This is a genomic window from Turicimonas muris, from assembly GCF_002221595.1.
Lineage (GTDB): Bacteria > Pseudomonadota > Gammaproteobacteria > Burkholderiales > Burkholderiaceae_F > Turicimonas > Turicimonas muris.
Genome location: NZ_NHMP01000005.1, coordinates 98,374 through 112,765, shown reverse-complemented (window position 1 = coordinate 112,765; position 14,392 = coordinate 98,374). Strand labels below are relative to the sequence as shown.

Below are 14,392 nucleotides of genomic sequence, written 5' to 3'. Positions count from 1 at the left end.
TGAATATGATTCTGTCAGAACTCTTTTTATAGGTCGATTAAAATGAGAAATACAATAAAGAAGATTCAGTTTTCCTTAACTTAGCCTCGCTTATGACTGAAAAAAAATGGATTGAAACTGACTTATTAAGAGTCTTTTTAATAGTTTCAGAAGTTCGGTACTTGAAAGAAGCAGCGCATAGGTTGAATCAGACACCCTCGGCTGTCAGCCAGAGCATCAAAGCCTTAGAAGAACATTTAAAAGTTAAATTATTTGAACGTGATTCTCGTCCGATGACTCTTACAGGGCCAGGGCGCCGCCTCTATTCTCAAGGCCAGGAGCTGATGCGGCTTTCGGAATCTTTGTACGATGAAATCCAAGATGAAAGCAAAAACTTAAGTTCTTTACGTCTCGGCCTAAGTGAATCTGCAGCCGGATCTTACGGACCATGGCTGATTAGCGATTTAAAAGAAAAAACTCATGAGCTGGAAGTTCAGTCAGGCTTAACTTATCCAATGAGCAGAGCCCTTCAGGCAGATAAGATCGATATCCTTCTTTCCCCTGAGGGACTTTTCGAAAACAATAGTTTCGAGAGACTGGATTTGTTGGAAGAGGACTTTCTAATAATTGTGAAAAAAGGGACGAAAACTTTTACCTCTCTTAATGAATTCCAGCAGTTTGCCTTTTCTCATCCATTGATCGAATATAACAAGCAAAGTTCAGATCGAATTCAGGTTGATAGGATTCTCCGCTCAATCGGAATGCATGCAAGAGTCCAAACTGCTGTGTCCACTAGCTATCTCTTAGTGGGACTCGTAGTAGAACTTGACGGATGGTCGATTGTCACACCCACAAATTTATGGACCTCAGGCCATTTTATTCAAGGCGTGGATTTTTTCACTATTCCCGGCCGTCAGATGCGAAGACAGTCCTGGATTATTGGAAAGTGTGGAGCCAGCAATCGGATGAGAACGGTGGTTCATACAGCGGCAAAGAAGGCAATTCAGCATAATCTCATGCCAAAGATGGACAAAATTGTTCCGGGTCTATCATCGTTTATCCATCTCCTGTCTCATTGATTAAGTGTGCTTGAGCGTTGCGGGCTCAACTGGCGCAATCATCATTAAGATGGATGTGCTTTAACAATTCCGGCCACTCTTTAGCAATTTGCGGGAATATTTCTTTTTTAAAGAGTTCTATAGATACCTTTCTGATTCTTTCTGCGATTGAGGCATATCCATGTGACTGATAAAGAACAAAGTAACGACGTGTAGCTTCTACATTGAATTTGAAAAAACTGACATTGCTAGAGAATTCTTTTCCCATCCATATGCTCAACGGGGGCAAAATGCACCATCCTCTTCTGTTGGAAATGAGGGACATCATGGCTTTGTTTGTGTCAACTTCGATGCGCTGCACATCTTTGAAATGAAGTCCTCGATAGATTCTTTCGGACTGAACAAAATCGAAAGTTTCTTTGCCAAACCGTAGGTAAGGAAGATGGGACAGTTTTTCGTAAATTTCTTTGTAGCAAGGACTTGGGCACGCTAGTATGTCTTTGGGAACCACAAAGAGGAATTCTTCAGTCAAAAGTGGAAGCGCTTGAACGTTTTCTACTCCAATCATGGAGTCGGAGGCTAATGCAATATCAATCTGATTGCAGGAAAGCATCTGTGAAATAGTAGGTGTGCTTCCGGTTTTAACGCTTAGATTCTTGGTGAATTCCAAGGCAGCATTCATTAGGCTAGGGCTAAGAGCAAAGCTCATGCAGTCTGAGCATCCCATTCTCAAATCAACCTTATGACAGACAAGGGAGCTTTTAATTGATGGGGTCAGGCAATCAAATTGTTCTAAAAGATACGAACCACGATTCCACAGCATTCGTCCTGCTGTGGTAAGTTGAATAGGGCGGGTATTCCTATCAAAAACACTAGTACCAAGTATGGTTTCAATTTTTTTGATGGAAGCAGAGACCGCAGGTTGAGAGACACCGAGCGTCTGTGCTGCTCGACTCATGTTGCAGTCTTTTGCGGTCTCAAGAAATATTCTTAGACAGCCAATATCCAGCCCCGAATCTACAGTCATTTGTTCACTCCTAATTGGGCCATTACATAATCCCGTTTCTACGGGATAGTAAATACTGAAAGACTTTATCTAAGTTTTATCATTATTTAGGGTAATTGTTGGTTTAAGTGCGGGTAATGCCTAGTAGCAGATGCCCATGAGAGTGGATTTCAACATCGCGATCTAGTGATCCTGCAGCTCGGAATTATGCTCGAGCGAAATAAAAATTTTCTGTTTTTTGTTGACATCTTATTAAAAAATTTCTTCCGGACTGAGAATTTCTCCGACGTGGGAAAAGTCATAGCCCTGCAGCTGCTTCGAGTATGGCTCCCAATCAATGTCTTTTAAAAAAGATAAGAAATCAGTTCCTTTTTGAGAGGCTAAAAATTCTTTTGTGCAGGCAAGGTAATAGATTTCTTTCGCCAGCGGTATGAAATCTAAGTGGGACTCTTCAGCGATATTAGCGGTGCAGATTCCAGCATCAGCTCGGTTCGAAGCGATGGCAACTGCCGACATGGAGGTGGACGCCGAGTAATTATCGTATCCGAAGATATCAGAGGAGGAAAGGCCTGAGGCCTGTAAAAGCTTGTCAAAGAGAAGGCGCGTACCAGTTCCTTCCTTGCGGTTGATAAATTTAGCTTTTTTGAAGGCAATATCCATGATGGAATAGATCTTTTTTGGGTTGCCTTTTGGTACGGCGAGCCCTTGGAGGCGAGTTGCAAACGTAATTACGGCCATGCTCTCAGGGTTCAGATAAGGCGAAAAGATTTTGCATGCTTGGCTGTCCCTTCCGGAGGAAAGAGGAAAGTTAAAACCGGCAATATCGCACTCATGATTATTCAAGCTTTTCAGCCCCTCAAGACTGGAACTGAAATTAACTTCAAGGTCTTCTCCTTTGTCAACGGCGATTTGGCGGAGAATGTCTATTGCCATATCCGGGCAGCCGGAAATCTGGATTGGATCCCAGGTCTCCTTGATAGCTCTGGAGAACGTTTGTGCTATGCCCGCTTTCAAATCTAAAAGCTGTTTGTGATATTTGGCTTGAACTTCTTTATTCGCCCACAGGAGTCTTTCTGCAAAAGGCGTTAATTCTCCGTTCTTTCCTCTCCCGCTAACCAAGAGATCGGCTCCGAGTTCTTTCTCCCATTCTTTGACTTCATTCCAGAGATGACGATATGAGTAACCTAATTCTTTAGAAGCTGCGGTTAACGAACCCGTTCGCTTAACAGCGTCGAGTAAGTCTAAGAGAGGGTTGCTTAACACTAGTTTGGAGTTTTGCTCTTTCTTAAACAAGGAGAAATTAAGTCTTACTTTGATCGGAGTCATTTGTAAAAACCTCAGAGGAGAGAAATGTATTTTACTTCATAACTTTGGCCTCCGATGTTTAATAACAAGATTTTGTAATGGAAATTTTTTGATTAAATCATTTTGTATGAACACAATATTCCTTTATGATAATGGAAAATATGTACTTTACTTCATAATATGTTTTAATTTATTATTAAGATGTTCATAACCAAGGAGAATATTATGGAAGAAAAAAACGTTTTCATTACACGTCGTACAATCCTCAAAGGTTCTGTAGCTTCTCTTGCAACATCCGCTCTGGCAGGAGTAGGTACTGTCGCGGCAGCTCAAGAAAAGACTTCACAGATTCGTCCGTTGACCAGAAAGATGACTTATGAAGAAGTTCGTAATCGTGCACGTGAAATGATGATCCCGCGTTGCTATGTCTGTCCGGAATGCAACGGCAGAGGACCTTGCGTAGGTCAAGTACCTGGTTTCGGAGGTATGGGGGCTTCTCGCGGATTCCAAGCCAACTACGATTCTTTGGCCGCAGTCCAATTGAATTCACGTGTTGTGCACGGCGTTCATGTTCCAGATACCTCTATTGACTTTTTCGGTACCAAAATTTCTATGCCGGTTATCGCAGCTCCGACAGGAGGCACGACTTATAACATGGGTGGAAAGTTAACTGAAGCGGAATTTGTGAATGCTATTTGCGGCGGATGCAACCAAGCCGGTACATTGGGTGCTGTTGCTGATGGAATCGGTGACCCGCTGGATGTCTACGAAAAACGTCTCCAAACTTTGAAAGAACACGGTTACAAAGCCATTGTCGGATTAAAGCCAAGACTGCAGAAAGATATCATCGAGAGAATGAGATTGGCTGAACAGGCCGGCATCATTGCTTTGACTATTGATTTGGACAGTGCTGGCCGCGCGTCTCGTGCAACAAAAGGACAGACCGTTGAACCAAAGACATTTGAACAACTCAAAGAACTCGTTAAAGCTTCTAAGCTTCCGTTATTGTTCAAAGGCATTATGACCCCGGATGAAGCAGAGTTGTGCGTTAAAGCTGGGGCTGCCGGTATCGTAGTTTCCAATCACGGCGGCAGAACACTCGCTGATACCCCGGGAACAGCAGCTGTTCTTCCGAAGATCGCAGATGTAGTGAATGGCCGTTGCTTCATTATGGTTGATGGAACACTTGCTCGTGGTACCGATGTTGAAAAATATCTTGGTTTAGGTGCTCAATGCACTTTGGCAGGACGTCATTTTGTTAGAGCGGCTCATGGCGGATTGGCTGACGGCGTAGCTCTGTTTGCTAATAAGATCAAGAATGAACTGGCCGTTGCCATGGTATTGACCGGTGCACAAACCGTCAAAGATATTAACCGCAATATGGTAGTCATTCCCGATTAGGAGTGCACTATGTCTTTTTTAAAACTAGGATGTTATATTTCTTCATTGGTTTTTGCGGTCTGTGCCTTTGCGGCTCCTGTTGCACAGAATCACCAGCTCAAAGGCCTGAGCTGTGAAGGATGTCATACTCAAATGCCATTTGCCGATTACAACAAATGCATTGGATGCCACGGAGGAAAAGAAAAGTTAAGCACTTCAAATCCTCAGCATTCTGCGCTGAAGACCGCTGATGTTCCATGTTCCGTTTGCCATAAAGGGCATCAAGAACGGTAGCTGAAAATCTGCTGCCTTTGGGACAAGGCAGCAGAAAATAAAAAAGCCTTCGAGAGTTCATCGGGCTCTCGAAGGATGGAGGACTTATGTAAATAAGTCAAAAACTTCAGGGAGGGAATTTTTTTACAGTTTTCCTTTTTGCTTCTTCCACTTAGCGATTGCTTCAGACATCCGGGCAGGATCTACCAAGAGTGCCGGATCCAAGAGCAGATCGGCTTCTTCTTTGGTCATAATGCCCATTTCCAACACAGCGTCCGCGACGGCAAGGTTGTGCTCTTGAGCATAGTGAGAAACTTTAACGCCTTCCGGATAGCCGAGAGTTGCAGCGACTACGGTAGAAAGAGCAATAGTCTCTCTAGCTTCTTTACGGCAGCGTTCACGATTTGCTTCAATACCGTTGATGCATTTTTCGATAAACAGCGGAATGACTTTAGTAAGAAGGTCGAAGGATTCGAATAAGTTCTTGTAAAGAGTAGGTGCCCAGACGCTGATTTCCAATTCGCCCTGCTCAAAAGCCATACTGATGACTACATCATTGCCACAGGTTTGCTGTGCAACCTGAGAGACTAGTTCCGGAAGAATCGGATTGATCTTGCCCGGCATAATGGAAGAACCCGGAGAAAGAGACGGCAGTGTGATTTCGCCAAAGCCGGCACGAGGACCGGAGCTCATAATACGTAAGTCTTTGGCAATTTTAGAAATACCGCATGCCGCTTGTTTAACCGCAGCAGAGACTTTTACGCAGAAGTCATCGTTTTGCATTCCATCGAAGAGGTTCTTTGTACTTCTGACATTTTCGCCAAGCTGTGCGGAAAGATGTTTGTAGAAAGCTTCTTGGTAGCCAGGAGCTGCTCCCATACCTGTGCCTACCGCAGTGGCACCAACAATCAATTCAAAACACTCGTCTCTAAGACCGCGGATATTGGCGGCTTGTCGTCTGCAGAATTCAGCATAACCGCCAAATTCTTGGCCGAGTGTAAGAGGAACCGCATCTTGAAGACAAGTTCTTCCAACTTTAACGACATCAGCAAATTCATCAGCTTTACCCTGGAATGCGTCAGCAAGTTTGTCGAGTTCAGGAGCAAGTAAATCCAAAGCCGGATAAATACAGAGATGTTCTGCTGAAGTGACGACATCGTTTGTTGACTGGCCCATGTTGACATGAGTATTTGGGTGCACTTTATCTTGGCCTTTATGACCTGTCAGATGCTCATTTGCCAAATTTCCGACGACCTCGTTAATGTTCATGTTGACGCAGGTATAACCGCCACCTTGGAACATATCAAGAGGAAATTGATCGTCATACTTGCCGGTGAGAACTTGGTCACAAGCCCATGCAATAGCCTGGGCAATTTCAGGAGAGAGAGCCCCGATTTCCGCATTGGCTAAGGCGGCAGCTTTCTTCATTTGAGTGAGAGCTCTGTGAAGATACGGATATTTGATAACTTTTTCTCCGAGAACGCCCGAAACTCCCATAACACGGGTAGTTTGAATGCCATAATACAAATCATCAGGAATTTCCATTTCGCCGAGACAATCTCGTTCAATTCTTGTTGCCATTGTTTTTTCCTTTGGGTTGATATTTGGTGAGGATATTTGAGTTTGAATCCATGATCACATTGTGATACGAGGCAGATGGGAAAGCGACTAAAATAAACTAAGTTAAACGAGAACTATTAAAAAAACTTATGGTCTGCCGTTAAGTTCTTTCTTGATAGGACTGCATATGCTCGACTCACCCTTAGAAATATCCTCGATTAAAATTTTTCTTGAAGTTGCTGCCGACGGTAGTATGACCAGAGCTGCAGAAACTTTAGGCCTAACTCAACCTGCCATTTCCAGTGTTATTAAGAAAATGGAAATGAACCTTGGTGTCGAACTTTTTACACGTGAAACACGGCCTATGAGACTAACTAAGGCCGGACGTGCCTTATATAACCGCGGTCCCTGTCTAATCAAAGAAATTACTCGGTTGGCTGAAAATATTTCACTTGCCGGAAGTTGCGGAGACTTAGACCTGAGGATGGGATGTTCCGATGGAATCGCGGCAAATCTAATACCGTATGTGTTCGAGGATCTAAGGAAGGCAACAGAGTCTTTGTTCATTACGTCCGGAACTTCTCCTTATGTCGCGGATTTGTTGAAAAAGAAGGCAATTGATATTGCCCTTTGCACCGATCCTCTGACAAAGGAAAAGAATATTTTGTCGGCTCCTTTGTTTTCAGAAGAATTCCTTTTAGTCGTTCCCAACAGGCCGGAGTTCAAAGGAGGTTCCATTGAGGCAGTCAAACCTAATTTAGAAAATTTGCCTTTCCTCGGATTTCCACCGGATACGATGGACTTTTTTCAAGTAGAACGCATCTATAGAACACTTGGGCTGAAAGAGACAAGAAAGATATCTTTTGGGTCCAAGTCAGGAATGATGGATATTATCAGTCAAGGGAATGGTTGGTCTATTCAACCTGCGCTTGCGTTATGGAGCACTCGCTTATTTAAGAATAATCTCAAACTGATTCCGTTTATGACGAACAAGGCCACCCGGACATTTTTTATTAATTATTACGATGAGATATATTCTCCGATTGCAGAGCTTCTAGCAGGAGAAATAAAAAATGCGCTTACCGAGAAGCTTTTTTATTCATTTGAAAAAGAATTCCCCGAGTTGCTTGGCCATGTGTATGTAAGATAAAAAATCCTTCAATAGTGACTAAACAAGCCTTCGACGAGAAATGCGGAGAAGGTTAAAGATCTATTACTACCGGCAACTCGATTCCTGAAACCATTACGTTTGGAAGAATTGCAGGTCAGAACGCAGCAGAATTATTACAAAAATAGTTAATTTCAGATAATCAGACCGATGGCAGGAGTGCTTAACGCGTCCCTGCCATTACTATCTTCACCATCTACTGGAGAACATGAATAAAAATTAATGCCGTATCTTTTGAGGGATTCCGTTTTTATGAAGTTGGAAAAACTTGATCATCGTAAGAATCACAAGCCTTTCTACCCCACTTCGTTACCTTGAAGTATCCACAGGTAAGCAAGTTCTGAACTTTTTTAAAGCATTCAAGGATCGAGGAAGTGATTTTTTTTATCCTTAATGATTATTTTTTTTTATTGTTTTTTGAAAAGGATAAGTTTTTCTATACAGTTCCTTTCATGCGTCTAACAGGTAGCTAACTTCTTTTATTTCCGTTTAATAAGATACTACTTGAGAAAGTATTACAGCATTTATCCTTTATGAGGACAGCGTTATGTCAAAGAAAAAAGTACTTATTCTTGATTGCGGGTGCCAAATTTTTGGCAGAGGAGGAAACCTTAATCACTACTACTCCGACCTGGCTATGAAAGTGCTTCAAAAATTGGGGCACGAAGTTCAGATTACGTTGGTCGGAGGTTTATGGGAAATTTCTGAAGAAGTCGAGAAAATCCAGTGGGCGGATTCGATTATTGTTCAGACTCCAGCCTGGTGGATGAGCCCTCCTTGGCAATTTAAAAAATATCAAGACGAAGTTTTCATTCAACCGGGTATTGTGAAAAATGACGGGCGGCATCATGCCGATCCTTCAATAGGCTATGGCACCGGAGGAACTCTCACCGATAAGAAATATATGCTTAGTTCAACCTGGAACGCTCCTAAAGCCGCTTTTGAGAGGAAAGATGATTTTTTCGGAGGTGTCGGGATCGACGGTGTTCTTCTCCCAGTTCACAAAGCTTTCCAATTTTTGGGAATGAAACCACTCCCCAGTTTTATGGCCAATGACGTTGATAAAAATCCTACCTTTGAAGAGGATAGACAGCGTTTCAAGGAGCATCTAAAGAAGGTGTTCGCTTAGGTAAAATTCAAAAACGCCGCATCCATTCAGCGGCGTTTCTTAATATCTTTGGTATGCTCTTCGTCAGCAGAGGTGATGCTTTGTGGCGTCGTTTGAATGCAAAGGGTTAAAAAACTAGTCATCCAAATAGAGCCCAATTTTAAACCAGCTAGAATAATATCCACCTTTTCAGATGAATATTGGCTTCTCTATCCTGTCAGTCGGGAGATGTAGGATAAACCTACATCTCTCTCAAAAATGAGTTTCTTCTACTGGTAAGATTCTTCGTAGATCTTTAAGCAATCTTCCTCGGAGAGCAAAGAAGGATCGTTGTAAAAAAGTTGTTCAAAGACTTTCTTCGCTTCGTGAGCAAAAACAGGAAGCTCTTCTTTTGTGATTCCGAAGTCGCTCATCTTCAGTTGACCTACGCCGCAGTCGTCAAGAAGTTTATCGAGCACAACAAGGAAGTCCTCCGGCTTGTCGGCAGTTGGATTGCCCAACGCTCTTGCCATATTGATAAACTTCTGAGATTCATCCCCCTTACGTACAAAATGGCCGAAGTAAGCGCGGCAAATCAAAATCAAACCTGCACCATGCGGAAGGTCGGGGTGGAAAGCACTCATTACGTGTTCCAGAGAATGCTGGCTCGTGAGCTTGCCTGTCGTCATGACCAGGCCGCCTAGAGTGTTAGCAAAGGCCATATGTTCTCTTGCTTCCAAATTACTGCCGTCTCTGTAGGCTTTAACAAGATATTTTCCAACGTTTTCAATGGCTGTAATTGCAAACATCTCATTGAATAAATTTGCCTTTTTGGAGATATATCCCTCTGCACAATGGAAGAAAGCGTCTAATCCTTGATAAGCGGTTTGAACCGGCGGAACCGAGACCATTAATTCAGGATCTACTACTGAAATGGTCGGGAACATGGAGACATCTCCTATCCCGAATTTCTCGTTGGTATCAGTATTGTTGACCATGCCGCTGCAGTCCGCTTCCGATCCTGTACCCGCAGTCGTGGAAATGCAGACGATGGGAAGAGGCGGATTCTGAATAGGTTGTCCTTTGCCTGTTCCGCGAACGCAGTAATCCCAGAGATCACCGGGGTTTGTTGCCATCAGAGCAATAACTTTGGCTGAGTCCATAGGAGAGCCGCCGCCGAACCCTATAACGAAATCACAATCTTCGGCTTTTGCTTGGGAAGCCGCTTCCATAATGCTGTCTTTAGTCGGGTTTGGCAGAATTTTGTCAAAGAGAGAAAATTCGACGTTTTGTTCTTTAAGTTGTTTTTCCAGTTCCGCCAAATATCCGAAACGTTTTATGCTTTTACCGGAAGTGGTGACAACAAGAGCCTTTTTTCCAGGCATCTTGATTTTGTGAAGTTCTTTTAGGGCGCCGGCGCCGAAATATAAATCAGTCGGAAAATAGATTTGGTACATAGAAATCTCTCTATAGTTGGTCTTCTAAGATTTGGGCTTTAGGATCGAAGCCTTCTAACTGCATATAGTAAGCGCAAGAATCCATTAGGGCTTCTTTGGAAATCATTCCACAAACCTCTGTTCCAATAATGGACAAACCATATCTTTGGGCTTCCATTCTGACCAGTTCGATGATTCGATAAAGTGGAACAATCTTGTGATTGATCATGCAGCTGACCTGAACACACTGTTTTTCTTCAACAAAAACACCAATAGCACGAGCTTCTGCAAAAGCACCTTTTGCTTCTCTGATGCACTGAGCAATCTTTTTGGCGATTTTGACGTCTGTAGTGTTAAGGCTGACGTTGAAAGCAACAAGCGGTCCTCTGACTCCAAGGGGCATTGCGCCGGCAGTAGGATGCAGTTTTGCTTCTCCATAATCCGGGAGCCATTCCGGCTGAGTGATGAGTTGCTGAAGTCCTTCGTACTCAGGATGGCGAATGTTCTGCAGCTTTATTCTTTCTTCTTTTTTTGCGGCTTTCTCGTAGAGATATACGGGCACTTCCAATTCGCAGAAAATGCGTTCACCCAAACGGTTTGCGTATTCAACGCATTCTTCAATAGTAACGTTTTCAACAGGAACAATCGGAGAGGCGTCAATAGCACCGATTCTTGGATGTTCGCCGTGGTGGCAATTCATGTCGATTTTTTCAACCGCAACTTGACAGGCTCTGAAGGTGGCTTCAAGGACAGCTTCCGGTTCTCCTACGATCGTGTGGACACAACGGTTGTAGCTTGGATCGACGTTAACATTAATTAATTTGGCTCCCGGAACGGAGTTGGCAGCGTTGCTGATAGCGTCAATAACGTCTTGCCTTTTTCCTTCACTAAAGTTCGGAATGCATTCAATGATTTTGTTCATTTGTACTCCTTGGGAAGAAGGTTTAAAGATAATTTTGTTGTCTCGCAAATTCCTTTACCTCTACGGAGAACCTATTTAAATCGCTCTGATATTCCAAACAAGCTTTTTCTAGGTTGGTTCGGACTGCTCCATTCGAGAGATGCGGAATGTTAATTTTTAGATTAAAAAGTGCTCCTTGGATGCCTGCTTCAAAAAGTTTTGCTGCACAGAGCGTGTCAGAGAGAGCGTTTTGATTTCCATTGTGCATCAGGAAAATAATATTTGCTCTGAGAGGAGAGGCAGCTTTAATCATGTTGAGAGGCGACTCAGCGGCTTCCGAATACCGGGTGCGAATTTCAATTCGTCTCTTCTCGATTTCTTCAGGACTATTTTTTGGAAGCCGAAACGCAGCAATTAAGTCTAAGAAAATTTGGGAATCTTTGTCGGCTAGCTCTATTAGAAGTCCCCGCATTCTCTCCAGAGCCTTTAGAGATTCAGCATGGTTTTCTTTTTGCTTTTCGGAAGCATCCTTCATGCTTAAGGACATGACCTTACTGATTAACGCAGCTGCCTGTGCCAGTGCAATAGCGGAACAGGATCCTCCCCCCGGAGCCGGTGCTGATGAGGCAACGTCTGATAAGAAACTAGATATTTCTGCCATGCTGTATCCTCAAAAGAAAGTTAAAAGACAAAAGCCGCCATAGAGACGGCTTTGTTACAGTCTAGTTTACACTCGGGCTAGAAGTGACTGTATCAGTCTTTCAGTTTCTACCTTAGCGTCAGCAAGCTGATGAGTTCTCTCGACAACTCTCACTTCGCTCGCTTCAATCAGTCTTTCGAGTCTGTCTAATTGACGGGCCACTTCTTCAGGTGCCGAACCACCTTGGCTGGACTTGGAGTTAGCATTTTTAACCGGATCCAATCCAAGCTGAATTTCTTCATCAGTGACTTGAGAGTCAATATTGAAGAGTTCTTTTGCAATCGGGACAATGACTGAACGGTCAATTTCACTTGCTTTCTTGTTGTTTTCCAACATATGGTTGACAACGTGAGCAACGATATCGTGGGCTGTTCTGAAAGAGATGTGATCAGCACGGACGAGTGTATTTGCCAATTCAGCCATCGTACAGAAGTTGTTGGAAGCAGTCTTGACCATCAGTTCTTTGTTGAGCTTGATGCCGCGCATCGTAACGGCCAGTAACTCAATACAAGCCTTCATTTCGGCAAATGCTGTCCACATCATAGTTGGGCCTTCCCCGTTGGCCTCATTGTTGTGAGTGTAGGGAGTGTTCTTCATTACCATCCAAGTGGCGATGCAGCATCCTTCAACATTGGAAGCTTTACCTTTGATGTGTTCTAAAGTCCAAGGATTCTTCTTCTGAGGCATGATGGAGGAGCAGACCGCGACCTCATCGGCCACTTCAACGTATCCGTAGTCAGGTGTGGCCCAGACATACAAGTCCTGGCACATACGTGTGAAAGTGTTTGCTGCGATGCCGAAGGCACTCAAGATTTCCAAGATGTAGTCACGGGATCCTACGCTGTCGATAGAGTTGTCGATTGGTGCGTCAAAACCAAGCAGACGAGCGGTAAATTCTCTGTCGATATGCCAAGTTGTCGAACCCATGGAGCCGCCCCCAAGCGGACAAATATTCAATTGCTTCCAAGCAGTTTCAATTCTGGCATAGTCTCTATCCATTGCATTGAGAATCGCTGAGCAGTACTGAGCAAATGTAATCGGCTCAGAAGGCTGTAAATGAGTGTAGCCAGCCATAACCGCGTCAGAGTTATTGCGGGCAACTGTAAGGATGGTTCTTCTCATCTTGTTGAACAGCTTGCAGATTTCCAAATACAAGACACGCACATCCATACGGCATACGGTTGCATAAAGGTCATTACGAGAACGAGCTGTGTGCTGCTGACCGCCGATTTCAATTCCGACTTTGCCGATTAAGTAGTTTTCGAGATTGAAATACATTTCTTCAAGTTCCGGGCGAAGCTCAAAAGAAGGTGTGGGTCCCATTGCTGTCATTTCTTCGGCAACTTCAAGAATTTTGGCGGCAACTTCCGGTTTGATGATTCCTTGCTTTTCCAGCATCAAGACGTGAGCCTTGTTGCATTCAACGTAGTTCTGGAAGGAACGAACTTGTTCTTCTTCATTAATGGTTGGATTAATCATGTACTTGACTACTTCAGCGGCTGGAGGCTGTTTGATTTTTCCGCGGTTGTTTCCTTGAATCATTTTTCTTTCCTTATGTTGAGGTTGATGTAAATGTTGAAGCCATTGTGGCTGACTAGCTATTTCTCGGCAATTGGGATTTAGATTCTTTATAGAGATGTATTAAAAAAATTAATACAAGCTCAACAGGAAAGAAACACAAGAAAAAACTTGAAGGAGTTGTAACTACTCCGGAAGAGGTATTTTTGAAAGATTTCAATAAGATTCGTTCTATAGAATGGTGAATTCAGAATAACATTGGAGAGAGAAGGCTTTAAGCTTTCTCGTGTGAAACAGATTAAGAAGATGCAGCTTTGCATCGTTCGTTGAATAGCTATGCTCAATCCGCTCGTATTAGGTATCGGGTTTATTGTCGCCTTAGTGTCGGCAATTTTTATTTTTTATGCTTGCACTCAAAAGAAGAAAGCCATTTTGTCGTTTCCTTTCCTATTATTTCTTATTGCTTTGGTTGGATTTTCCGGAGCAGCGTATCTAAAAATCGGTAGATTCTCCGATTGGCAAACTGCTCAAGTAGACGTTGATCAAGATCCGCGGCTTGCCGCAAAAATTACAGAGGCCCGGCAACTTCTTCAAGAATCTCCAAACGATATGGTAGAGAGAAGAAAACTTATCTCCTTGTATATGGAGGCAGGTCAGTTCGGAGAGGCAATTAAGAATATTAATTCCTTGATGGAAATCAGAAAGCAAGATCCTTCTCTTTATGCATTGAAAGCCAAGGCTCTCTATTACCGCGATGGAAAAAAACTGACTCCGGAAGTGGAAGAAGAAGTACAGAGCGCTTTGAGACTCAATCCCAGAGAGCCGTCAGTCAAAATGTTCTTGGCCGAAGATGCCTTCAGAAATAAAGATTATGAAAAAGCTATCGGTTACTGGAGGAGTGTCCTTGAAGCCGGTAATGCTCCTATGCAGGAAAAACTGATTCGCACTGCCATTGCGAACGCAGAGCAGCGGCTGAAAGCGCAGCAAGTTCAATCAACATCGACAAGAAAAGGTGAGTAAC

13 protein-coding genes are annotated in these 14,392 nt (G+C 43.4%); 6 read left to right on the top strand and 7 right to left on the bottom strand.

What is annotated here, in order from left to right:
• Nucleotides 1-92 precede the first annotated feature (92 nt).
• Nucleotides 93-1,058, top strand: coding sequence for a LysR family transcriptional regulator (locus ADH67_RS09115; RefSeq protein WP_066594412.1), 966 nt, complete (start codon nucleotides 93-95; stop codon nucleotides 1,056-1,058).
• Between the two features lie 25 nt (nucleotides 1,059-1,083).
• Here the strand turns inward: ADH67_RS09115 and ADH67_RS09110 are convergent, their stop codons facing one another.
• Complete coding sequence (locus tag ADH67_RS09110) at nucleotides 1,084-2,064, bottom strand: LysR family transcriptional regulator (RefSeq protein WP_066594411.1); 981 nt, start codon at nucleotides 2,062-2,064, stop codon at nucleotides 1,084-1,086.
• Between the two features lie 231 nt (nucleotides 2,065-2,295).
• Nucleotides 2,296-3,369, bottom strand: coding sequence for a substrate-binding domain-containing protein (locus ADH67_RS09105; RefSeq protein WP_066594409.1), 1,074 nt, complete (start codon nucleotides 3,367-3,369; stop codon nucleotides 2,296-2,298).
• A 204-nt stretch (nucleotides 3,370-3,573) separates the two neighbouring features.
• Between ADH67_RS09105 and ADH67_RS09100 the strand changes: the two genes are divergently transcribed.
• Together ADH67_RS09100 and ADH67_RS09095 are read left to right on the top strand one after the other, a co-directional pair.
• A complete protein-coding gene (locus tag ADH67_RS09100) occupies nucleotides 3,574-4,749 on the top strand; it encodes an alpha-hydroxy-acid oxidizing protein (protein WP_201415730.1) in 1,176 nt (391 codons plus the stop codon).
• A 9-nt stretch (nucleotides 4,750-4,758) separates the two neighbouring features.
• Nucleotides 4,759-5,022 (top strand): cytochrome c3 family protein, encoded by a 264-nt coding sequence (locus ADH67_RS09095; protein WP_066594407.1) that lies wholly within the window; start codon nucleotides 4,759-4,761, stop codon nucleotides 5,020-5,022.
• A gap of 123 nt (nucleotides 5,023-5,145) precedes the next feature.
• On the opposite strand, the gene ADH67_RS09090 is transcribed toward ADH67_RS09095, so the two are convergent.
• The gene (locus ADH67_RS09090) at nucleotides 5,146-6,582 is read right to left on the bottom strand and encodes an aspartate ammonia-lyase (protein WP_066594405.1); all 1,437 of its coding nucleotides are present in this window, start codon (nucleotides 6,580-6,582) and stop codon (nucleotides 5,146-5,148) included.
• Nucleotides 6,583-6,748: 166 nt separating this feature from the next.
• Here ADH67_RS09090 and ADH67_RS09085 point away from each other — a divergent pair, with 166 nt between their 5' ends.
• Nucleotides 6,749-7,711 (top strand): LysR family transcriptional regulator, encoded by a 963-nt coding sequence (locus tag ADH67_RS09085; protein WP_066594403.1) that lies wholly within the window; start codon nucleotides 6,749-6,751, stop codon nucleotides 7,709-7,711.
• A 565-nt stretch (nucleotides 7,712-8,276) separates the two neighbouring features.
• Entirely contained in the window at nucleotides 8,277-8,858 is a 582-nt protein-coding gene (locus ADH67_RS09080) for an NAD(P)H-dependent oxidoreductase (RefSeq protein ID WP_066594398.1), read from the top strand.
• Nucleotides 8,859-9,106: 248 nt separating this feature from the next.
• On the opposite strand, the gene ADH67_RS09075 is transcribed toward ADH67_RS09080, so the two are convergent.
• From ADH67_RS09075 to argH, 4 genes are all read right to left on the bottom strand, one after another.
• Nucleotides 9,107-10,273 (bottom strand): iron-containing alcohol dehydrogenase, encoded by a 1,167-nt coding sequence (locus tag ADH67_RS09075; protein WP_066594397.1) that lies wholly within the window; start codon nucleotides 10,271-10,273, stop codon nucleotides 9,107-9,109.
• Nucleotides 10,274-10,283: 10 nt separating this feature from the next.
• Nucleotides 10,284-11,174 carry a glutamate formimidoyltransferase gene (gene ftcD / locus ADH67_RS09070; RefSeq protein WP_066594395.1) on the bottom strand — a complete coding sequence of 297 codons (891 nt, stop codon included), beginning with the start codon at nucleotides 11,172-11,174 and terminating at the stop codon, nucleotides 10,284-10,286.
• A gap of 22 nt (nucleotides 11,175-11,196) precedes the next feature.
• Nucleotides 11,197-11,814, bottom strand: a complete 618-nt coding sequence (locus ADH67_RS09065; protein WP_084081537.1) for a cyclodeaminase/cyclohydrolase family protein — start codon at nucleotides 11,812-11,814, stop codon at nucleotides 11,197-11,199.
• 66 nt (nucleotides 11,815-11,880) lie between these two features.
• A complete protein-coding gene (gene argH / locus ADH67_RS09060; protein ID WP_066594392.1) occupies nucleotides 11,881-13,395 on the bottom strand; it encodes an argininosuccinate lyase in 1,515 nt (504 codons plus the stop codon).
• A 312-nt stretch (nucleotides 13,396-13,707) separates the two neighbouring features.
• Between argH and ADH67_RS09055 the strand changes: the two genes are divergently transcribed.
• Nucleotides 13,708-14,391 carry a tetratricopeptide repeat protein gene (locus ADH67_RS09055; protein ID WP_066594391.1) on the top strand — a complete coding sequence of 228 codons (684 nt, stop codon included), beginning with the start codon at nucleotides 13,708-13,710 and terminating at the stop codon, nucleotides 14,389-14,391.
• Nucleotide 14,392: the final 1 nt, after the last annotated feature.

What these genes read in the sequence shown, in the direction of transcription:
- ADH67_RS09115 (WP_066594412.1), top strand. Translation starts at nt 93, where the DNA reads ATGACTGAAAAAAAATGGATTGAAACTGACTTATTAAGAGTCTTTTTA.
- ADH67_RS09110 (WP_066594411.1), bottom strand. Translation starts at nt 2,064, where the DNA reads ATGACTGTAGATTCGGGGCTGGATATTGGCTGTCTAAGAATATTTCTT.
- ADH67_RS09105 (WP_066594409.1), bottom strand. Translation starts at nt 3,369, where the DNA reads ATGACTCCGATCAAAGTAAGACTTAATTTCTCCTTGTTTAAGAAAGAG.
- ADH67_RS09100 (WP_201415730.1), top strand. Translation starts at nt 3,574, where the DNA reads ATGGAAGAAAAAAACGTTTTCATTACACGTCGTACAATCCTCAAAGGT.
- ADH67_RS09095 (WP_066594407.1), top strand. Translation starts at nt 4,759, where the DNA reads ATGTCTTTTTTAAAACTAGGATGTTATATTTCTTCATTGGTTTTTGCG.
- ADH67_RS09090 (WP_066594405.1), bottom strand. Translation starts at nt 6,582, where the DNA reads ATGGCAACAAGAATTGAACGAGATTGTCTCGGCGAAATGGAAATTCCT.
- ADH67_RS09085 (WP_066594403.1), top strand. Translation starts at nt 6,749, where the DNA reads ATGCTCGACTCACCCTTAGAAATATCCTCGATTAAAATTTTTCTTGAA.
- ADH67_RS09080 (WP_066594398.1), top strand. Translation starts at nt 8,277, where the DNA reads ATGTCAAAGAAAAAAGTACTTATTCTTGATTGCGGGTGCCAAATTTTT.
- ADH67_RS09075 (WP_066594397.1), bottom strand. Translation starts at nt 10,273, where the DNA reads ATGTACCAAATCTATTTTCCGACTGATTTATATTTCGGCGCCGGCGCC.
- ftcD (WP_066594395.1), bottom strand. Translation starts at nt 11,174, where the DNA reads ATGAACAAAATCATTGAATGCATTCCGAACTTTAGTGAAGGAAAAAGG.
- ADH67_RS09065 (WP_084081537.1), bottom strand. Translation starts at nt 11,814, where the DNA reads ATGGCAGAAATATCTAGTTTCTTATCAGACGTTGCCTCATCAGCACCG.
- argH (WP_066594392.1), bottom strand. Translation starts at nt 13,395, where the DNA reads ATGATTCAAGGAAACAACCGCGGAAAAATCAAACAGCCTCCAGCCGCT.
- ADH67_RS09055 (WP_066594391.1), top strand. Translation starts at nt 13,708, where the DNA reads ATGCTCAATCCGCTCGTATTAGGTATCGGGTTTATTGTCGCCTTAGTG.